The sequence below is a fragment of the Streptomyces eurythermus genome (genome assembly GCF_014649115.1).
Taxonomy (GTDB): domain Bacteria; phylum Actinomycetota; class Actinomycetes; order Streptomycetales; family Streptomycetaceae; genus Streptomyces; species Streptomyces eurythermus.
On the sequence record NZ_BMSK01000010.1, the window covers coordinates 40,694 to 60,087 of the forward strand.

Annotated in this window: 21 protein-coding genes; 13 read left to right on the forward strand and 8 right to left on the reverse strand. The window is 73.9% G+C overall.

Annotated features, from left to right (window positions below; all coding sequences use genetic code 11):
- Window positions 1–27: 27 nt before the first annotated feature.
- The 4 genes from IE251_RS19955 (at window position 28) to IE251_RS19970 (ending at window position 3,033) form a co-directional block, all read left to right on the forward strand.
- The gene (locus IE251_RS19955; protein WP_189754350.1) at window positions 28–417 is read left to right on the forward strand and encodes a (R)-mandelonitrile lyase; all 390 of its coding nucleotides are present in this window, start codon (window positions 28–30) and stop codon (window positions 415–417) included.
- A 15-nt stretch (window positions 418–432) separates the two neighbouring features.
- The gene (locus IE251_RS19960) at window positions 433–1,017 is read left to right on the forward strand and encodes a DUF4865 family protein (protein ID WP_189754351.1); all 585 of its coding nucleotides are present in this window, start codon (window positions 433–435) and stop codon (window positions 1,015–1,017) included.
- Window positions 1,014–1,925 carry a phosphotriesterase family protein gene (locus IE251_RS19965; RefSeq protein WP_189754352.1) on the forward strand — a complete coding sequence of 304 codons (912 nt, stop codon included), beginning with the start codon at window positions 1,014–1,016 and terminating at the stop codon, window positions 1,923–1,925. The genes IE251_RS19960 and IE251_RS19965 overlap by 4 nt, the downstream gene beginning before the upstream one ends.
- Before the next feature lie 61 nt (window positions 1,926–1,986).
- Window positions 1,987–3,033 (forward strand): S66 family peptidase, encoded by a 1,047-nt coding sequence (locus IE251_RS19970; protein WP_189754353.1) that lies wholly within the window; start codon window positions 1,987–1,989, stop codon window positions 3,031–3,033.
- A 59-nt stretch (window positions 3,034–3,092) separates the two neighbouring features.
- Here the strand turns inward: IE251_RS19970 and IE251_RS19975 are convergent, their stop codons facing one another.
- Both IE251_RS19975 and IE251_RS19980 read right to left on the reverse strand, forming a co-directional pair.
- Window positions 3,093–4,343 (reverse strand): ROK family protein, encoded by a 1,251-nt coding sequence (locus IE251_RS19975; protein ID WP_189754354.1) that lies wholly within the window; start codon window positions 4,341–4,343, stop codon window positions 3,093–3,095.
- A gap of 48 nt (window positions 4,344–4,391) precedes the next feature.
- Window positions 4,392–5,042, reverse strand: a complete 651-nt coding sequence (locus IE251_RS19980) for an alpha-ketoglutarate-dependent dioxygenase AlkB family protein (protein ID WP_189754355.1) — start codon at window positions 5,040–5,042, stop codon at window positions 4,392–4,394.
- Between the two features lie 67 nt (window positions 5,043–5,109).
- On the opposite strand from IE251_RS19980, the gene IE251_RS19985 reads away from it, so the two are divergent.
- A complete protein-coding gene (locus IE251_RS19985) occupies window positions 5,110–6,243 on the forward strand; it encodes a methyltransferase (protein ID WP_189754356.1) in 1,134 nt (377 codons plus the stop codon).
- 63 nt (window positions 6,244–6,306) lie between these two features.
- Here the strand turns inward: IE251_RS19985 and IE251_RS19990 are convergent, their stop codons facing one another.
- Both IE251_RS19990 and IE251_RS19995 read right to left on the reverse strand, forming a co-directional pair.
- Window positions 6,307–7,170: a class II fructose-bisphosphate aldolase gene (locus IE251_RS19990; RefSeq protein WP_189754357.1), complete on the reverse strand. Its 864-nt coding sequence runs from the start codon at window positions 7,168–7,170 to the stop codon at window positions 6,307–6,309.
- A 32-nt stretch (window positions 7,171–7,202) separates the two neighbouring features.
- The gene (locus IE251_RS19995; protein WP_189754358.1) at window positions 7,203–8,084 is read right to left on the reverse strand and encodes an SIS domain-containing protein; all 882 of its coding nucleotides are present in this window, start codon (window positions 8,082–8,084) and stop codon (window positions 7,203–7,205) included.
- Window positions 8,085–8,219: 135 nt separating this feature from the next.
- Here IE251_RS19995 and IE251_RS20000 point away from each other — a divergent pair, with 135 nt between their 5' ends.
- Window positions 8,220–8,999, forward strand: coding sequence for a DeoR/GlpR family DNA-binding transcription regulator (locus IE251_RS20000; protein WP_189754359.1), 780 nt, complete (start codon window positions 8,220–8,222; stop codon window positions 8,997–8,999).
- Window positions 9,000–9,310: 311 nt separating this feature from the next.
- Here the strand turns inward: IE251_RS20000 and IE251_RS20005 are convergent, their stop codons facing one another.
- Window positions 9,311–9,706, reverse strand: coding sequence for a luciferase domain-containing protein (locus IE251_RS20005; protein ID WP_189754360.1), 396 nt, complete (start codon window positions 9,704–9,706; stop codon window positions 9,311–9,313).
- 433 nt (window positions 9,707–10,139) lie between these two features.
- Between IE251_RS20005 and IE251_RS20010 the strand changes: the two genes are divergently transcribed.
- Window positions 10,140–11,312 (forward strand): MFS transporter, encoded by a 1,173-nt coding sequence (locus IE251_RS20010; RefSeq protein ID WP_189754602.1) that lies wholly within the window; start codon window positions 10,140–10,142, stop codon window positions 11,310–11,312.
- On the opposite strand, the gene kilB is transcribed toward IE251_RS20010, so the two are convergent.
- Window positions 11,287–11,751 (reverse strand): plasmid transfer protein KilB, encoded by a 465-nt coding sequence (gene kilB / locus IE251_RS20015; RefSeq protein WP_189754361.1) that lies wholly within the window; start codon window positions 11,749–11,751, stop codon window positions 11,287–11,289. The genes IE251_RS20010 and kilB overlap by 26 nt on opposite strands.
- Window positions 11,752–11,905: 154 nt before the next feature.
- Here kilB and IE251_RS20020 point away from each other — a divergent pair, with 154 nt between their 5' ends.
- The 3 genes from IE251_RS20020 to IE251_RS20030 all read left to right on the forward strand — a co-directional run bounded on the left by IE251_RS20020 (window position 11,906) and on the right by IE251_RS20030 (window position 13,792).
- Entirely contained in the window at window positions 11,906–12,790 is an 885-nt protein-coding gene (locus tag IE251_RS20020; protein WP_229896860.1) for a TIGR03619 family F420-dependent LLM class oxidoreductase, read from the forward strand.
- Between the two features lie 194 nt (window positions 12,791–12,984).
- The gene (locus IE251_RS20025) at window positions 12,985–13,281 is read left to right on the forward strand and encodes a hypothetical protein (protein WP_189754362.1); all 297 of its coding nucleotides are present in this window, start codon (window positions 12,985–12,987) and stop codon (window positions 13,279–13,281) included.
- Window positions 13,259–13,792, forward strand: coding sequence for a maleylpyruvate isomerase N-terminal domain-containing protein (locus tag IE251_RS20030; RefSeq protein ID WP_350968854.1), 534 nt, complete (start codon window positions 13,259–13,261; stop codon window positions 13,790–13,792). Before IE251_RS20025 ends, IE251_RS20030 begins: the two co-directional genes overlap by 23 nt.
- A 156-nt stretch (window positions 13,793–13,948) precedes the next feature.
- Here the strand turns inward: IE251_RS20030 and IE251_RS20035 are convergent, their stop codons facing one another.
- Window positions 13,949–14,347, reverse strand: coding sequence for a MarR family winged helix-turn-helix transcriptional regulator (locus tag IE251_RS20035; RefSeq protein WP_189754363.1), 399 nt, complete (start codon window positions 14,345–14,347; stop codon window positions 13,949–13,951).
- A gap of 85 nt (window positions 14,348–14,432) precedes the next feature.
- Here IE251_RS20035 and IE251_RS20040 point away from each other — a divergent pair, with 85 nt between their 5' ends.
- Window positions 14,433–15,926 (forward strand): MFS transporter, encoded by a 1,494-nt coding sequence (locus IE251_RS20040; protein WP_189754364.1) that lies wholly within the window; start codon window positions 14,433–14,435, stop codon window positions 15,924–15,926.
- A gap of 71 nt (window positions 15,927–15,997) precedes the next feature.
- Window positions 15,998–16,273, forward strand: coding sequence for a DUF6332 family protein (locus IE251_RS20045; protein WP_189754365.1), 276 nt, complete (start codon window positions 15,998–16,000; stop codon window positions 16,271–16,273).
- A gap of 334 nt (window positions 16,274–16,607) precedes the next feature.
- Here IE251_RS20045 and IE251_RS20050 read toward each other — a convergent pair whose 3' ends face one another.
- Entirely contained in the window at window positions 16,608–17,861 is a 1,254-nt protein-coding gene (locus IE251_RS20050) for a geranylgeranyl reductase family protein (RefSeq protein WP_189754366.1), read from the reverse strand.
- 130 nt (window positions 17,862–17,991) lie between these two features.
- Between IE251_RS20050 and IE251_RS20055 the strand changes: the two genes are divergently transcribed.
- Window positions 17,992–19,347, forward strand: coding sequence for a dipeptidase (locus IE251_RS20055; protein WP_030775494.1), 1,356 nt, complete (start codon window positions 17,992–17,994; stop codon window positions 19,345–19,347).
- The last annotated feature ends 47 nt before the right edge of the window (window positions 19,348–19,394 follow it).

The following is a 19,394-nucleotide window of genomic DNA, read 5'->3' on the forward strand; positions in this document are numbered from 1 at the left end:
AACTCCCCGACAGGAGAACCGAGTCACGTGCACATCACCAGACGCCGGCCCGACACCCGGCAGGGTCCGGCGGACACCTTCACCGGCGCGGTCTGGCTGGACGAGATAGCCGCCCCCGCCGCCCCGTCCCGGCTGCGCATGTTCAACGTCCACTTCGCGCCGGGCGCGCACACGGCCTGGCACACGCATCCGCACGGGCAGGTGCTGCACGTCCTGGAGGGCGAGGGCCTGGTGGGACGCGCGGACGGCGAGGTGGAGGAGATCCGCGCGGGCGACACGGTGTGGATCGAACCGGGCGAACGGCACTGGCACGGTGCCGGGCCCCGCACCTTCATGACCCACCTCGCGGTCGTGGAGGCCGCCGAGGACGGCACGACGGCCTCGTGGCACGCGCACGTGTCCGACTACCCCGCCTGAGAAGGGAAGCACGAAGTGCACGCGATGCAGTACGAGTTCACCCTGCCCGCCGACTACGACACGGGGCTCGTCCGCTCCCGGGTCGCCCGCGTCGGGCATGTGCTGGACGACTGGGACGGCCTGGGCATCAAGACGTACGTGATGCGCGAGCGGGGGGTGAACGGCTCGCCGGTGAACCAGTACGGACCGTTCTACCTGTGGAACACCATGGAGGGCATGAACAGGTTCCTGTGGGACGGGGCCTTCCAGGGGCCGGTCAACGACTTCGGCCGGCCGGCGGTACGTCAGTGGACCGGCCTGGCCTTCGAGGAGGGCACCGCGACCGCCTCCGCGCCGGCGTACGCCGTGCGCCGGCGTCAACCGGTGCCGGAGGGCGTTGAGTTGGCGTCGTTCATGGCGGACGCGGTGGCCGAGACGGGAAGGCTGGCGGCGGCGGACGGCGCGGTGCTCGCGGCGGCGGCCGTGGACACGCGTGCCTGGGAGGTCGTGCACTTCTCCCTCTGGGAGCACGACGGCCCCGAGGCGGACGGGGATCTCTTCGAGGTGCTGCACCTGTCCGTGCCCGGCCGGGACCGGCTTCCGCGCGGACGGCAGTGGTGAGGCGCGTCCGTACGGTCCTCGGCGACATCGGTCCCGAGGAGCTGGGCGTGTGCGACGCGCACGACCATCTCTTCCTGCGCAGCCCGCGGTTGCCGGGGCAGGAGCTGGACGACGTGCCGGCCGCGCGGGCCGAGCTGGCGGCCTTCCGCGCGGCGGGCGGCGCGGCCGTCGCGCAGTGGACGCCGTACGGCATGGGGCGGCGAGCGGCGGACCTGCCGGCGCTGTCCCGGGCGACCGGGGTGCGGATCGTCTGCGCCACCGGGCTGCACCAGGCGGCGCACTACGACCCGCGGGTGTTGGAGGAGCTGAGCGGGGACCGGCTCGCCGAGCTGTTCGTGACCGAGCTGACCGAGGGCATCGGGACGACCGGGGTGCGGGCCGGCCTGATCAAGGTGGCGGGCGGTTTCCACGGGCTCGACGCGCACGCCCGCCGGACGATGACGGCGGCGGCCGAGGCCCACCACGCCACCGGCGCGCCCATCGCCGTGCACCTGGAGCTGGGCACCGGCGCGCTGGACGTACTGGACCTGCTGTGCGGCGAGCTGGGAGTGCCCGGGGAGCGGGTGATCCTGGGGCATCTGAACCGCTTCCCCGACCCGGTGGCGCACCGGGAGGCCGCCGCGGCGGGCTGCTGGCTGGCCTTCGACGGGCCGTCCCGCGCCCACCACGCCACCGACTGGCGGATGCCGGAGGCGGTACGGGCCCTGGCCGAGGCGGGGTTCGGGGACCGGTTGCTGCTCGGCGGGGACACGGTGACCGCCGGGGCGCGCTCGGTCGACGGCGGGCCCGGGATGCCGTATCTGCTGCGCCGGGTGCGGCGGCGGCTGACGGCGGCGGTGGGCGCGGAGCTGGTGGAGCGGATGCTCGGGGAGCATCCGGGGCGGGCGTTCGGGGCCGACTGGAAGTGAGCGCGTCCCGGCGGGGAAATGCGGGTGATCAGGACCGGGCCGGGCCCCTAGCCTGGCCGGCATGATCACACCCGTGTATCCGCCCAAGCCCGTGCCCGGTGACCGGATAGCGGTCCTCTCGCCTAGCGCCGGTCTGCCGGGCATCCTGCCGCTTCCGTACGAGCTGGGGCTGAGACGGCTGCGGGAGGACTTCGGTCTGGAACCGGTGGAGTACCCCACCACCCGCACCATGGGCGCCGGCCCGCGGGAGCGCGCCGCCGACATCCACGCCGCGTTCGCCGATCCGACGGTCAAGGCGGTGATGGCCGCCATCGGCGGGGACGACCAGATCACCGTGCTGCCCCACCTGGACCGTGAGCTGATCCGCGCCCACCCCAAGCCGTTCTTCGGGTTCAGCGACAACACCAATCTGCTGGTGTTCCTGCGCAACGTGGGCATCGTCGGCTACCACGGCGCCTGTGTGATGACCGAGCTGGGCCGCCCTTACGCGCTGCACCCGGTGACGGCCGACTCGGTGCGCGCGGCCCTGTTCACCTCGGGCCCGTACGAACTGCGTCCGGCCGGGCGCTACCGCGACACCGACCGCGACTGGGCCGATCCGGCCACGTTCGACGCCGAGCCCGACTCCCAGCCGGCCGGCGGCTGGATCTGGCACCGGCCCGAGCGGCTGGTGGAGGGGCGCGCCTGGGGCGGCAACCTGGAGATCCTGTCGTGGCTGCTGATGGCCGACCGCGAGATCGAACGCGACCCGGCGGCCTACGACGGCGGCGTACTGTTCCTGGAGACCTCGGAGGAGCTGCCGAGCGCCGCCGAGGTCTTCCGGATCCTGCGCAACATGGGGGAACGCGGTCTGCTGGAGCGCTTCCCCGCGCTGCTGATGGCGCGTGCCAAGGCGTGGTCCTTCGAGCGGCCGAACGACGCGGACGCCAAGCGGCGCTACGCCACCGAGCAGCGTGCGGCGGTGCTCCGCGCCCTGGAGGTATATGCCCCGCACACCATGGCGGTCTTCGATGTGGACTTCGGACACACCGATCCGCAACTGGTGATCCCCTACGGCGGACAGGTCCGTGTGGACGGCCCGGCGCGCCGCATCACGGTGACGTACTGACGGTGTGACGTACTGGCCGTGGGACGTACTGGCGGTCCGGCGCGACCGGGGTACCGGGGTCAGCCCGTGGTGCCGGCCAGTGCCGTCAGCGGGTCGTCCAGGACCGGCTGCCAGGCCAGTTCCGCGGCGCCGACCAGGCTGCTGTGGTCCAGGGTGCACGGCAGGATGGGGACGCCGCCGCTCTGGCCCCACAGGCTGCGGTCCGCCACCACCGCGCGCAGCCGGCCCGGGTCGGCCGCCAGCAGGGTGCGGTGCAGGCCGCCGAGGACGATGCGGTCCGGGTTCAGGATGTTGACCAGGCCGGCCAGGCCGAGGCCGAGGCGGTCGATGAGGGCTTCGGCCGCCCTGCGCACGGCCGGGTCGTCGTACCGGGTGCGCAGCAGGTCGTCGGCCTGCCGCAGCAGCGACAGCTCGGGGCCGGGCTCGAGGCCGGCCTCCACCAGCAGGGCCAGCGGGTCGGCCTCCACGTCCAGGCAGCCGCGGCCGCCGCAGTGGCAGGGGCGGCCCTCCGGGTTGACCGTGAGATGGCCGACCTCCAGCGCGAGACCCGAACTGCCGGTGTGCAGCCGGCCGTCCAGCACGAGCGCGCCGCCGACCCCGCGGTGCCCGGTGGCCACGCACAGCAGGTCCCGCGCACCCCGCCCGGCGCCGTGCCGGTGTTCGGCGAGCGCGACCAGGTTGACGTCGTTGCCCGTGAAGGCGGGCCCGTCGATGCCGGCGGCGCGCACGCACTCCGCGAAGATCCGCCGGACGGGCGCGCCGACGGGCCAGGCCAGGTGCAGCGGGTTGAGGGCCAGGCCGTCGGGTTCGGCGACAGCGGACGGCACGGCGAGTCCGGCGCCGACACAGCGCCGGCCGGTGGTGCGCAGCAGCTCCGCGCCCGCCTCCACGACGCTGGCGAGCACCTTGGCCGGGTCGGCGTCGACGGTCTCGCAGCCGGGCGCGGTCGCCACGATCCGCCCGCCGAGTCCGACCAGCGCGGCCCGGAATCCGTCGGCGTGGATCTGCGCGGCGAGGGCCACCGGCCCGTCCTCGGCGACCTCCAGCCGGTGCGAGGGGCGGCCTTGGGAACCGGCCGCGGAGCCGGGCCGGGCGTCCACCCGGATCAGGCCGAGCGCCTCCAGTTCGGCGGCCACCGCGCCGGCCGTCGCCCGGGTGACGCCGAGTTCGGCGGTGAGCACGGCCCGGGTCGGCGCCCGTCCGGTGTGCACCAGCTCCAGCGCGGGTCCGAGAGCGCCGCGCCCCCGGTCCAGCCGCGCCCTCGAGGTGGTCCTCTCCCCCGCTGTCCGGGGATCCGCCTTGCCGTTCATGAGGGCGAGTCTCCCATGATCCGCCTCCGGGGTGACCGGCGCCGCCCGCTACCGGCCGCTCACCCGCAGGGTGATGTTCAGCCTGCCGGTGAGGCCCAGCCAGTCCGGGGCCGTGCCCGGGCGGACGCTCGGCACACCGTGGTAGGCGAGCCGGGAGGGGCCGCCGAAGACGAACAAATCGCCGCCGCGCAGCTCCACGTCGGTGTACGGCCTGCCGCGCGTGGCGGTGTTGCCGAAGCGGAACACGCAGGTGTCGCCGAGGCTGAGGGAGACCACCGGGGCGTCCGCCCGTTCGTCGGCGTCGCGGTGCATGCCCATGCGGGCGTCGGCGTCGTAGAAGTTGATCAGCGCGATGTCGTACGGCGCGGCCGGTACGGCGTCCGGGCCGAGCGCGTCGGTCACCGCGCGGCGGCCCAGCTCGCCGAGCCGGTCCGGGAACGGCTTGACGGGGGCACCGTCGCCGTCCACGGCGGTGCGGGCGTAGGCGTACGGGTACCAGTGCCAGCCGAGACAGACCTGGCGTGCGGTCATCGTGCCGCCGCCCGGGGTGCGGACCGTGCGCAGTCCGGCGGGGGGCCGGGCCCAGTCCCGGCAGGCGGCGAGCAGGGCGCGCTGCCGTGCGGGGTCCAGCCAGTCCGGGACGTGCACGGCGCCCGGCGCGACCTGTGTGCGCTCCCTCGGGAAGAGCTCGTCCTCCATGCCCCCATCCTGCCCCACGGGCCCTGAGCTGCGGCTCGGCTAGCCTGGACGCACGATGAGCGACCGTATGACGACACCGTGGGGCGAGGTCGAGCTGACCCGCTTCCCCGAGGATCCGCGCGACCGGCTGCGTGCCTGGGACGCCTCCGACGCGTACCTGCTGCGCCATCTCGCCGAGGAGGAGGTGCCGCTCACCGGCACGGTCGTGGTGGTCGGGGACCGCTGGGGCGCGCTGGTCACCGCGCTGGCCGGGCACCGGCCGACGCAGATCACCGACTCCTTCCTCGGTCAGGAGGCGACCCGGGCGAATCTGGCGCGGGCCGGTGTGGAGCCGGGCGCCGTGAGGCTGCTCACCACGCAGGACCCGCCTCCGGAGCGGGTGGACGTGCTGCTGGTGCGGGTGCCCAAGAGCCTGGCGCTGCTGGAGGACCAGTTGCTGCGGCTGGCGCCGGCCGTGCACGCGGACACGGTGGTGATCGGCACCGGCATGGTGAAGGAGATCCACACCTCGACGCTCCGGCTGTTCGAGCGGATCCTCGGGCCGACCCGGACCTCGCTGGCCCGGCAGAAGGCCCGGCTGATCTTCTGCACCCCCGACCCGGCGCTGGAGCGGCCGGCGAACCCGTGGCCGTACAGCTACGCCCTGCCCGACGGTGTCGGCGCGGTGTCGGGGCGCCCGGTGGTCAACCACGCGGGCGTCTTCTGCGCCGACCGGCTGGACATCGGCACCCGCTTCTTCCTGCGGCACCTGCCCGGTCCCGGCGCGGGGCGCGTGGTGGACCTCGGCTGCGGCAACGGCGTGGTGGGGACGGCGGTGGCGCTGGCCGATCCGACGGCCGAGGTGCTGTTCGTGGACGAGTCCTTCCAGGCGGTGGCCTCGGCGGAGGCGACGTACAAGGCGAACGGGGTGCCGGGGCACGCCGAGTTCCGGGTCGGGGACGGGCTGGCCGGGGTCGCCTCGGGCAGTGTGGACCTGGTGCTGAACAACCCGCCGTTCCACTCCCATCAGGCGACCACGGACACGACGGCCTGGCGGATGTTCAGCGGGGCGAAGCGCGCGCTGCGGCCGGGCGGTGAGCTGTGGGTGATCGGCAACCGGCACCTCGGCTACCACCTGAAGCTGAAGCGGTTGTTCGGCAACAGCGAGACGGTGGCGTCGGACCCGAAGTTCGTGGTGCTGCGGGCGGTCAAGAGGGGCTAGGGGCCCCGATCGGGGACCGCGCCGCCGGTCCCGGCCGGTGGCGCGGTTCCCGGCCGGTGCCGGTCAGCCGCCGTCGGCCCGGGACAGTACCCCGATGATCCGGCGGACTTCGCGGGCCATCGCCTCCCGGCCCACGCCGAGGTAGGCGCGGGAGTCGACGGCCTCGGGGCGGGCGGCGAGGAAATCCCTGATCGCGCCGGTCATGGCCGCGTTGAGCGCGGTGCCGACGTTGACCTTGGCGATGCCTTCGCCGACGGCCGCGACCAGTTGCTCGTCCGGTACGCCGCTGGAGCCGTGCAGGACGAGCGGCACGCTCAGCGCGGCGGACAGCCGGGTGAGCAGGGCGTGGTCGAGGACGGCGGTGCGGCTGGTCATGGCGTGGGCGCTGCCGACGGCGACGGCCAGGGCGTCGACGCCGGTGCCGGCGACGAAGTCCCGCGCCCGGTCCGGGTCGGTGCGCGCGCCGGGCGCGTGGGCGTCCAGCGGGGGCCGGCCGTCCTTGCCGCCGATCTCCCCCAACTCCGCCTCGATCCACAGCCCTTGGGCGTGCGCCCAGTCGGCGGCGGCCCGGGTCGCGGCCAGGTTGTCGGCGTAGGACAGACGGGCCGCGTCGTACATGACCGAGCCGAACCCGGCGTCGGGTGCCTGGCGGAGCAGGTCGTCGCTCTGCACGTGGTCCAGGTGCAATCCGACGGGTACGGCGGCCCGTTCTGCGGCGGTGACGGCGGCGCGGGCCAGCGGCAGGAGCCGTCCGTAGCGGAACTTCACGGCGTTCTCGCTGACTTGGAGGACGACGGGTGAACCGGCCGTCTCGGCACCGGCGATGACGGCCTCGATGTGTTCCAGGGTGATGACGTTGAACGCGGCGACGGCGGCGCGGGCCGCTGCGGCCCGGGTGACCAGCTCGCCGGTGGGCACGAGGGGCACGGGGTGTGTCCTTCCTGGGCGGGACCGGCGGGTCAGGGGGTGAGGATGACCGAGCGGGTGAGGTGGCGCGGCCGGTCGGGGTCGAGTCCCCGGGCGGCGGCGACCGCGACCGCGAGCCGCTGGACGCGGACGAGTTCGGCGAGCGGGTCCAGCTCGCCCTCGATCCACATCCCGCCGGTGGCGCGGACCTGCGCGGCGAGCCCGTCGGGTGCCGTGCCGAGCATCCAGGTGGCGGTCCCCTCGCAGGTCACGCTGATCGGGCCGTGCCGGTACTCCATCGCCGGGTATGCCTCGGTCCAGGACAGCGACGCCTCACGCATCTTCAGCCCGGCCTCGCTCGCGAGTCCGACCGTCCAGCCGCGCCCGAGGAAGGTGAACTGGCGGCACTCCACGAGCCCTTCGGGCAGGGGGGTGGCGAGTGCGGTGCGCGCGTCGGCCACGACGGCGTCGGTGTGCAGGCCGAGGTGGGCGCGCAGCAGGGTGAGCGCGGTGGTGGCGAACCGGGTCTGCACGACGGAGCGTTCGTCGGCGAAGTCCAGCACCACGAGGTCGTCCGCGGCGTCCATGACCGGGGTCCGCGGGTCGGCGGTGATCGCGGTGGTACGGGTCCGCCCGGCCAACTCCTGCAGCAGTGCCAGTACTTCGGTGGTAGTGCCGGACCGGGTGAGGGCGACGACCCGGTCGTAGGACCGCCCGTGCGGGAACTCGGAGGCGGCGAACGCGTCGGTCTCGCCCTGCCCCGCGCCCTCCCGTAGCGCGGCCACCGCCTGGGCCATGAAGTAGGAGGTTCCGCACCCGACGACGGCGACCCGCTCCCCCGCCCGCGGCAGTGCCTGACGGTGCCCTGCCGCCTGTTCGGCGGCCCGTATCCAGCACTCCGGCTGGCTGTTCAGCTCGTTCTCGACATGGGTCATGGCCCATACCCTCCCCTTGCTGATTGTTCTTGCAAGGTATAGCGATCTTTCGAGCACAATCAAGCATTCGGCGGGGAAGCCGGGTGCGCTAGGGTCGCCGGGAGATCGTCCGGAGGAAGAAGACGGAGGCCGCGGATGTCCCGGGACGCCCGCTGGAAGGCGCTGCTGGAACTGCTCGTCGAGCGCGGCCGGCTGGAGGTCGAGGAGGCGGCGGCCGAGCTGGCGGTGTCGGCGGCGACGATCCGCCGGGACTTCGACCAGCTCGCCGAACAGCAGATGCTGGTGCGCACCCGGGGTGGCGCGGTGGTGCACGGGGTGTCGTACGAACTCCCGCTGCGCTACAAGACGGCCCGGCGCGCCTCGGAGAAGCAGCGCATCGCCAAGGCGGTGGCCGAACTCCTCGCGCCGGGCGAGGCGGTGGGGCTGACCGGCGGTACGACCACCACGGAGGTGGCCCGCGCGCTGGCCGTGCGCGCCGATCTCGCCACCGGCTCGCCGGCGCTGACCGTCGTCACCAACGCGCTCAACATCGCCAACGAGCTCGCCGTGCGCCCCCAGTTCAAGATCGTGGTGACGGGCGGGGTGGCGCGCGCGCAGTCGTACGAGCTGATCGGCCCGCTCGCGGACGGGGTGCTGGGCCAGATCACCCTGGACATGGCCGTGCTCGGTGTGGTCGGTTTCGACGTCGCGCACGGAGCGGCGGCGCACGACGAGGCGGAGGCCGCCATCAACCGCCTGCTGTGCGAGCGCGCCGAGCGGGTGGTGGTCGCCGCCGACTCCAGCAAACTGGGCCGCCGCGCGTTCGCCCGGATCTGCGGGGCCGAACTGGTGGACACGCTGGTGACGGACACCGCGGTGGCGCAGGAGACGGTACGGCGGTTCGAGGAGGCGGGCGTGCGGGTGCTGGCGGTGTGAGGCGCGGGGTACCGAGTACCAACCGGGCCGTCGAGGCCGGCCCGGCCGGGGCGCCCCGCTGACACCTCCCGGCCGCGCAGGGCAACGGCCGGGGCGGGGTTCGGCTCGGACGCCGCATCGACCGGGGCGCCGCTCGCCTCGGACGCCTCAACGACTGGAGCGCCGTTCGCCTCGGACGCGGCCACCACCGGAGTGCCATTCACCTCGGCCACCGCGTGAAGCGGGGCACAGTTCACCTCGGCCGCCGCTCCGACCGGGGCGCCGCCGGCCTCGGATGCGGGCATCAGCTGCCGTTCCGTGCGTCCGCCCCCTCACATGCCGCGCAGGTCGGCCTTCACGAACCCCGCGCCCCGCTGGTCGTTGCAGAGCGTCGGTGGCCGGTCGGCCGGGTCCGGCCATGTCTGCGGGGCCTGGAGCGCCACGCTCACCAGCGTCAGCAGCAGATCGACGTCGCTAGCGGCATCCAGGCGCAGTGTCACCCACGGCGAGCCGCGCACGATCCTGATCGCTCCCGAGTGCTTGAGGTCCTTGGTGAACCGCCGGACGGCCCGGTCGGTGAGCAGCAGGTCGACATCCCGCTCGGAGTGGAAGTGGACGATCTCACCCTGGGCGGAACTCACCGCCTGCCCCAGGCCGCAGCTCGGCACGGTCTGTCTCAGATCCGGCCAGGTCGCCAGTTGCGCGAGCGCGCGCGAGGCCAACGTCATGGGCCCATCATGGCGCGCTCACCCGTCCGCAACCAGCTCGTGAGCGAGCATTAACCGACCGGTATCCACCGCGAGTTCAGCTACTCGCACACCTGCGCGATCGCCGAACAGGTCCGGATTCGCCCGGTGTTGCCTCGCCCGGCACCGCCCGGCGGGGGGAACCCGCAGGTGGGCCCGTATGACAGGGCGGCCGACCCGGTCCCGCCGGCCGGGCACGCGCGCGATCCGGTTCCGTGGAGCGTACGGGACGGCCCGGGGCCGGGGCGCCCGAAAGGGCGAAGCATCGGACGCCGGTTCGTCACCGTCACAACCGGAGGACCCGGGTCGACGACCGGCCGCGCGGGGCCGGCCCGCGACCGTCTTGCCCACTCCCCGCGCCCCCCGTACGCTGGATTTTGTGCCGATAGTAAACAAAACCCGTGTGCACAGCGCCGTGCCGGGCCGGAGCCTCACGGCACTGCGCGCCGCGATCACCGCCTTCTTCGCCCTGGACGGTTTCATCTTCGCGGGATGGGTCGTCCGCATCCCCGACATCAAGCAGCAGACGCACGCCTCCGCCGGCGCCCTCGGACTCGCCCTGCTCGGCGTGTCCGCCGGGGCCGTGCTCACCATGACGCTGATCGGGCGGCTGTGCCGTCGCTACGGCAGCCATCCGGTGACCGTGGTCTGCATGGTGGTGCTCGCGCTGAGCGTGGCGCTGCCCCCGCTCACCCACTCGGCGCCGGCGCTGGGGGCCGTACTGCTGCTGTTCGGCGCGGGCTACGGCGGGGTCAACGTGGCCTTCAACAGCGCCGCCGTCGATCTGGTCGCCGCGACGCGCAAGCCGATCATGCCGAGTTTCCACGCGGCCTTCAGCCTGGGCGGAATGGTCGGCGCGGGCCTCGGCGGACTGGTCGCCGAGGTCCTCTCCCCCACCCGCCATCTGCTGGGCCTCACCGTGGTCGGGCTGCTCGTCACGGCCGTCGCCGGGCGCACCCTGCTGCGGTACGAGCCGCCGGAGCCGCTCGAGCGCACACCAGCTCAGGCGGCGCGGGCGGGCGGGAAGAACCGGCGCGGGGTCGTGGTCGTCTTCGGGCTCGTCGCGATGTGCACGGCGTACGGGGAGGGGGCGATGGCCGACTGGGGCGCGCTCCACCTCCAGCAGGACCTCGATGCCTCCGCCGGCAGCGCGGCGGCCGGGTACGCGTGTTTCGCGCTCGCCATGACCATCGGCCGGCTGACCGGGACGACGCTGCTGGCCCGGTTCGGGCGGGCCCGGACCGTGGTCGCCGGAGGTACCGTCGCGGCGGTCGGCATGCTGCTCGGTGCCCTCGCGCCCTCGGTGTGGGCCGCGTTGGCCGGTTTCGCGGTGACCGGGCTCGGGCTCGCCAACCTCTTCCCGGTCGCCGTGGACCAGGCGGGTGCGCTGGCCGGTGCGTCCGGCGTCGCCCTGGCCTCCACCCTCGGTTACGGCGGCATGCTCCTCGGGCCGCCGGCGATCGGGTTCATGGCCGACTGGTTCTCCCTGCCCACCGCGCTCACCAGCGTGGCCGCGCTGGCGGCGATCGCCACCGTCCTCGGACTGGCGACGCGGCACTCCTTCACAGACACCGCTTCGCCCGGCTGACGAAACCGGTGACGAGGTCCCGGGTGCGCACCCGCAACTCATCCGATTCCGCCCTGCTGTTCGCCTTGGACAGCTTCGTGATCTCCGCGAGCACGTCTTCCGCGGCCTGGCCGAGCCCCTCGTCGTCCGTCAGCATCTGCGCCCGGAACAGGGCCTCTTGGGCCTGGGAGCGCAGGTCGTAGGCGCGGATGCGGACGGTGTCGGGGTCCTCGGGCGGTGGCTGTTCGCGCTCGCAGAACCACAAGTGGATCAGGCACCGGCGGTAGTTGACCAACGCGCCCGCGTAGGCCGAGTATGCCTCCAGCCGCTCCTGCCGGAGACTCTCGCGCCGGGTGAACTGGTGGTTTCTGTCCGTGGTGCGCCGCTGGAACGCGAGGGTGAGTGCCGACCCGAGCAGGGTGCCGAGGACGGCTATGGCGCTGGCGATGATGGTTTCCACGCCTCAAGACGATCACGCGCACCGCGAGCCGGCCACACGCACCCGGTGACCGGACCGGCCGGGATGAACAATCACCATGCGGGAGTTGGGGATGGGGACAGGGCGGTCGGTGATCGTCGTGTCCCCGTCCGCACCGCTACCGGAAGGCGTTCCCATGACCCCGCTGCGCCTCGGCGTCTCCCTGCAACCGCGCTGGCCGCTCCACGACGGAACGGGCGCCCTCCGCGCCGCACGCCACGCCGAGGAGCTGGGCTTCGACCATGTCGCGGTCGGCAACCGGCTCCTGGACAGCGGTTTCGGCCTCGACACGGACCCGTTCGTGCTGCTGTCGGCCGTGGCGGGGGCGACGACCCGCGTGCGGCTGCTGACGTCCGTGCTCGTCGCGCCGTACTACCCCGCGCTGGTGCTAGCCAACCAGGCCGCCACCCTGGACGTGATCTCCGGTGGCCGTCTGGTCCTCGGCGTCGGCACCGGCTGGAACCCCGACGAGTTCGCGGCCGTCGGCGTGTCCGCCGGGGAACGCGGTGCGCGCACCGACGACCACCTCGGCGCCGCCAAAGCCTTGTGGTCCCGGCGCCCCGCGGACTTCGACGGGCCGTTCACCCGGCTGCGCGCCGCGCACCTGGGCGTGCCTCCGGTCACCCCCGGCGGCCCGCCCGTGTGGGTCGGCGGCCACAGTGACGCCGCGCTGCGCCGGGTGGTGCGGTTCGGCGACGGCTGGTACGGCTCCGGTGTGGACGCCGCGGAGGTCACCGACGTCCGGCGCCGTCTGCGGGACCTCGCCGGCGCGGAGCACGCCGACCGTCTGACGCTCGCCTCGTCCGCGTTCCTCACTCCGCCCGGTTTCCCCGCGGCGCTCGCCCCGCCGGGACGCCCGCTCGGCGGCGCCGCGCCCACCGCGGCGAGCGTCGCCGACGACCTCGCCCGGCTCGCCGAGGCGGGGCTCGCCGAGTGCACCCTGTGGCTGCCGCTCGCGGCCGAGCACGTCGGCCGGGCCATGGAGTGGATAGCGACCGAGGTGACCCCGCGCCTGGCCTGATCACCCTTCCGCTTCGCGTCGGCGCCGCGTCCGGACGATGGCCGGCACCGGCGGTGACCGCGTCTGTCGGCGGTGGCCGCCGGTCCGTGCGTACGCGTCGCCTGCCGGTAGGACACCGGCCGTCCCGTCCCACGTCCGGGTGTTTCGACGCCGTCACCCGGATGAGCCGACGCGGTCATGAGCAGCGTCGCCTCATGACCGAGCGAAAGACACGCGGTCCGAAACCGGCCGCGGTGCCGGAAGCGACCCTCGGCACTCGCGAACACACCGGCGGGCCGCACACCGACTCCAAGGGCACGAACACCAACAGGCGCGGCACCCCGGGCGGCAACTACGTCGGCACCGCGGACCAGGGTGGCCGCGCGTACTGGTACCGGACCGCCTCCGGCCCCCGCGTCCAGTGCCCGGGCGGCACCAGCACGACCGCCCGGCAACTCGTACGGAACAAGCGCACGGGGGTCGTCGGTCATGTCTCCGCCTGCTGTCTCTGACGGCCGGCCGACCCGGTTGCGGGTCGCCGACCTCCTCCAAGTCCTGGACGCGAGGGCCGGTTGCCGGCGGCGGCCGCCGCTTCCGCGGGGCCCGGCGCGGACGTGCCCCCTGTGCCCCGGGTGGCGGGTGCGCGATCTGGTGCGGCACCTCGGCGCCGTACACCGCTGGGCCGCCGCCCTCGTCACCGACCGGGCCACCACGCCCCCGCCGATCCGGAGTGCTGGACCTTCCACACCGCGTCCAACCCGTCGCCGCCGGCGTTCTGGGCCCGCCGGCAGGCGCACGAGACGGTCGTGCACCGCCATGAAGCCGGAAGCGCGCGCGGCGGGGAACCGTCCCCGATCGGCCGGGACTTCGCGGTGGACGGCATCGACGCACCGCTGCGCGGCTTCCACTCCCGCGAACGGAGCCGGCTGCGCAGCGAGCAGCCGCGCGTGCTGCGGGTTCGTGCGGTGGACGCGGGACCGGACGCCGTGTGGACCGTACGGCTCACGGCCGGGCCGGCCGTGACCGTGCGCGCGGCCGAGGGCGAGGCGGAGGCCGAACTGTCGGGCCCGGCGCAGCAGTTGCACCTGACGCTGTGGAACCGGACGGCCATCCCGCGGACGACCGGCGACCCGGCGCTCGCGGCCCGGTGGCGGGAGCGGTCCGGGATCCGAGGCCCGGTCAGTCGGCGTGGGCCAGCATCCGGGACAGCACCTCGCGCTGCACGGGCCGTACCTCACCGTGCAGCGCGTGTCCCTTTTCCGTGAGGGAGACCCGCACCGCGCGCCGGTCCTCCGAGCACATGCCCCGCTCCACGAGGCCGTCCTTCTCCAGCCGGGCGATCAGCCGGGACAGCGCGCTCTGACTGAGGTGGACCCGCTCGGCGATCTCCTGCACCCGGTAGGCACAGCCGCCGTCCACGGCCGCGCCCTCGGCCAGCACGTCGAGCACCTCGAAGTCGCTCGCGCACAGCCCGTGCCCGTGGAGCGCCCGGTCCAGTTCGCACTGGGTACGGGCGTGCAGCGACAGGATCTCCCGCCACTGCTCGATGAGCCCTCGCTCGGCATTCTTCGCCGCCATGCCCGCACGGTAGCAGAAAACCACGTTTGTTGCACTGTAATTAAATGAGCTTGCATCTGATGCGCGTGCATGTAATCTCGTCGCCATGACTTCTCCGCTCACCACCTCCGCGGCCCCGTCCCCGGCCGCGCGCTGGACTCCCCGGCTGTGGGGCACCCTCCTGGTGCTGTGCGCCGCGATGTTCCTGGACGCGCTCGACGTGTCGATGGTCGGCGTCGCACTGCCGTCCATAGGCTCGGAACTCGGCCTGTCGACGTCGACCCTGCAGTGGGTCGTCAGCGGCTACATCCTGGGCTACGGCGGCCTGCTCCTCCTCGGCGGCCGGACCGCCGATCTCCTCGGCCGGCGCCAGGTGTTCCTGGTGGCGCTCGCCGTCTTCGCCCTGGCCTCGCTGCTCGGCGGGCTCGTGGACTCCGGCCCGCTGCTGATCGCGAGCCGCTTCGTCAAGGGCCTCAGCGCGGCCTTCACGGCACCGGCCGGCCTGTCGATCATCGCCACCACGTTCCCGGAGGGCCCGCTGCGCAACCGGGCCCTGTCGATCTACACCACCTGCGCCGCCACCGGATACTCCCTGGGCCTCGTCTTCTCCGGCCTGCTCACGGAGGCCAGCTGGCGGTTCACCATGCTGCTCCCGGCGCCGGTCGCGCTGATCGCCCTGCTCGTGGGCATGAAGCTGCTGCCGCGCGGCGGGCGGGAACGCGGCCACGGCGGCTACGACGTCCCGGGCGCCGTCCTCGGCACCGCCTCGATGCTGCTGCTGGTCTTCACCGTCGTCCAGGCACCCGAGGCCGGATGGGCGTCGGCCCGCACGATCCTGTCCTTCGCCGCCGTGGCCGTGATGCTGATCGTGTTCGTCCGCGTCGAGCGGCGCAGCCCCAGCCCGCTGATCCGGCTCGGGGTGCTGCGCTCCGGCTCCCAGGTCCGGGCCCAGCTCGGCGCGCTGACCTTCGTCGGCAGCTACACGGGCTTCCAGTTCCTGGTCACGCTCTACATGCAGCAGGTGCTGGGCTGGTCCGCCCTGCACACGGCGCTGGCGTTCCTGCCGGCGGGTGCGCTGGTGGCGCTCTCGGCGACCAAGGTCGGCACCGTCATCGACCGGTTCGGCACGGGACGGCTGATCGTGCTGGGCTTCGTCCTGATGACGGCCGGGTACGCGCTGTTCCTGCGCATCGACCTCGACCCGGTCTACGCGTCCGTGATCCTGCCGACCATGCTGCTGGTCGGCGCGGGCTTCGCCCTGTCCTACCCGTCCCTGAACGTCCAGGCCACCAACGGGGTGGACGAGCACGAGCAGGGCATGGTCTCGGGGCTGCTGAACACCTCGGTGCAGGTGGGCGGCGCGATCTTCCTGGCCGTGGTGACGGCGGTGGTCACCGCGCACGCCCCCGAGAACGCCACCCCGCAGGCCGTCCTGGACAGCTACCGGCCCGGCCTCATCGTGGTCACGATCGTCGCCGTCGTGGGACTGCTGCTGTCGCTCAGCGGACTGCGCCGGTCCCGGCCGACGGCCCACTCGGTCGTGGTCGCCAGGTCCACCGTGAAGGAGGCGGACGCCGACCGGGTACCGGTCCGCGACTAGGGGGACCGCCTCCAAGGTGCGCCCGGCGGGCATTCGTTGCCCGCCGGGCGCACCTCTGCGAGGCTGACGGCATGGACGCACACGGGGGCCGCCGCAGCCAGGCGGAGCGGGACGCGGTGACGGTCGAGATCGGGTACGCGCTGGTCAGCGCCGCGTTCGCGGCGGCGGTGCTGTTCGGGGCCGTGGCCGGGCCCGCGCTGCTCTTCGACCTGCCCCACCTGCTGTCCACGGTGCTGTTCCGGCTGGGCCTGGTGGTCGCGCCGCTCGTGTTCATGGCCCGGGTGATCAGCGTCCTGCTGCGTTTCCGGTGGCAGGCCAGGCCCGGCCGGCCCGGCCCGGACTCGTAGGCCGGCACGACGAGTGGGGCCCGGCCCGGGCGCCCGGCTGGAGCATCGTCCGGCTGACGTGCGTCTGCGCGGTGAGTGGGCCGGCCACCAGCCGGCGGGCTCTTCGGACAGGCCCATGCCCGCCGGCACCTTCACCTCCCACTGCCGCTCGGTGAGCCGGACAGGGCCGACTTCGGGCAGACGCGGGCACCGCGGCCGAACGGCGCGCACGCCCGGCCGGCCCATGCGCCCGTACGGCCCATCCGCCCGAGACCGCGCGCCCAGCCGGACCGCGCGCCCAGCCGGCCCCCTGCTCAGCCGGAATCCGCGTTCGGCGCGCCAGGCCCCGTCCCCGTCAGGTACCGGCCGGCTCCTCCGTGGCGGGCTCCGCCGGAGGTGCCGGCCGGCGGTCGAGCGCGGTCAGGGCGCGCTGGGCGATCGGGCGGGAGCGGACGATCTCGGCCAGGGAGGTGGCGCCCGTGGTGATGTCCCGGAACGCCCGCCACGCCGGACGGAAGCCGGTGAGCGCCGCGTGGAACAGGCCCGGGCGCCGCTCGAACACGGACAGCAGCCGCTTGCCGACGCTCATCTCGACGCCGAGCCCCGCCTTGATCGCGAACGCGTAGTTCAGGGCCTGGCGCCGGGTGTCCACCGCGTCGTGCGCCTCGGCGATGCGCACCGCCCACTCCCCCGCCAGCCGGCCGGAGCGCAGCGCGAAGGAGATGCCCTCGCGGGTCCAGGGCTCGACCAGGCCCGCCGCGTCGCCGCAGACCAGTACCCGGCCCCGGGACAGCGGCGAGTCGTCGGCGCGGCAGCGGGTCAGATGCCCGGAGGAGAGGGACGGCTCGAACCCGGCGAGACCCAGCCGGGCGATGAAGTCCTCCAGGTACCGCTTGGTGGCGGCTCCCTCACCGCGCGCGGAGATCACGCCGACGGTCAGCGTGTCGCCCTTCGGGAACACCCAGCCGTAACTGCCCGGCAGCGGCCCCCAGTCGATGAGGACGCGTCCCTTCCAGTCCTCGGCGACGGTCTCGGGCACCAGGATCTCCGCCTCCAGGCCGAGGTCGACCTGGTCGAGCTTCACGCCGACGTGGGCTCCTATCCGGCTGGCGCTGCCGTCGGCGCCGACGACCGCGCGGGCCAGCACCGTCTCCCCGCCCTGGAGGACGACGGCGACCGTGCGCCGGTCCGGCACCGCCGAGCCGTGCTGCTCGACCCGCTGGACCGTGACGCCCGTGCGCAGCTCGGCGCCCGCCTTCTGGGCGTGCTCGACCAGCTGCTGGTCGAACTCGGGCCGGTTGATCAGGCCGAAGAGCATCTGCTTGGAGCGGCGGGTGCGGGTGAAGCGGCCGTTGTGGGAGAACGTGACGGCGTGCACCCGGTCCCGGAAGGGGAGTTCGAAGCCGGGCGGCAGCGCGTCGCGCGAGGGGCCGATGATGCCGCCGCCGCACGTCTTGTACCGCGGCAGCTCGGCTTTCTCCAGCAACAGCACACGCCGTCCCGCGACCGCCGCCGCGTAGGCGGCCGAGGCGCCCGCCGGGCCCGCGCCCACCACGACGACGTCCCACACCCGCCGCACGTCGTCCGCTGAAGAGTTCTCGCCGCTCACGATGGTCTACCGCTCCGCTCAAGCCGCTGCCAAGTGTCTGTCGCATCCTACGGCGGTCGTCCGGGCGATCCGCTGTGGGAGGATCGTTGTACTCACCCCGTACCACGTCGCACCCACGAGGAGCGTGCCCATGCCGTCGAATCCGCTCGCCGAGACCGTCGCCTCGCTGCTGCCCCGGGCGAAGGCGGAGCTGGCCGAACTGGTCGCCTTCAGGTCGGTGGCGGACTTCTCACAGTTCCCGAGGAGCGAGAGCGAGGCCGCCGCGGGCTGGGTCGCCGACGCGCTGCGGGCCGAGGGATTCACGGACGTGGCCCTGCTGGACACCCCCGACGGCACGCAGTCGGTGTACGGCTACCTGCCGGGTCCGGAGGGCGCCAAGACGGTCCTGCTGTACGCGCACTACGACGTGCAGCCCCCGCTGGACGAGGCCGGCTGGACCACTCCGCCGTTCGAGCTGACCGAGCGTGACGGCCGCTGGTACGGCCGCGGGACCGCCGACTGCAAGGGCGGCTTCATCCTGCATCTGCTCGCCCTGCGCGCCCTGAAGGCGAACGGCGGCGTCCCGGTGCATGTGAAGGTGATCGTGGAGGGCTCGGAGGAGCAGGGCACGGGCGGCCTGGAGCGGTACGCCGAGCAGCACCCCGAGCTGCTGGCGGCGGACACGATCGTCATCGGCGACGCGGGCAACTTCCGGGTCGGTCTGCCGACCGTGACCACCACCCTGCGCGGGATGACCCTGGTCCGGGTGCGGGTCGACACCCTGGCCGGCAATCTGCACTCGGGCCAGTTCGGGGGTGCCGCCCCGGACGCGCTGGCCGCGCTGATCCGGGTACTGGACTCGCTGCGCGGCGAGGACGGCTCCACCACCGTCGACGGCCTGGACGCCACGGCGCGGTGGGACGGCCTGGAGTACACCGAGGAGCAGTTCCGCGCGGACGCCAAGGTGCTGGACGGCGTCGGGCTGATCGGTGAGGGCTCGGTCGCCGACCGCATCTGGGCCCGCCCGGCGGTCACCGTGCTCGGCATCGACTGCCCGCCGGTGGTCGGCGCCACCCCGTCGGTGCAGTCCAGTGCCGGTGCCCTGGTGAGCCTGCGGGTGCCGCCGGGCACGGACGCGGCGGAGGCCGGCAAGCTGCTCCAGGCGCACATAGAGGCGCACACCCCGTGGGGTGCCCGGGTCACCGTCGAGCAGATCGGCCAGGGCCAGCCGTTCAGCGCCGACACCTCCAGCCCCGCCTATGAGGCGATGGCCGAGGCGATGGCGGTGGCCTACCCCGGCGAGACCATGCAGTACGCGGGTCAGGGCGGCTCCATCCCGCTGTGCAACACCCTCGCCGCGCTGTACCCGCGGGCGGAGATCCTGCTCATCGGGCTGAGCGAGCCGGAGGCGCAGATCCACGCGGTCGACGAGAGCGTGTCCCCCGAGGAGCTGGAGCGGCTGTCCGTGGCCGAGGCGCTGTTCCTGCGCAATTACGCGGCGGGCTGATCTCTTCTGCCCACCGCAGAGGGCCCTCGCCCGCGGGCGGGGGCCTC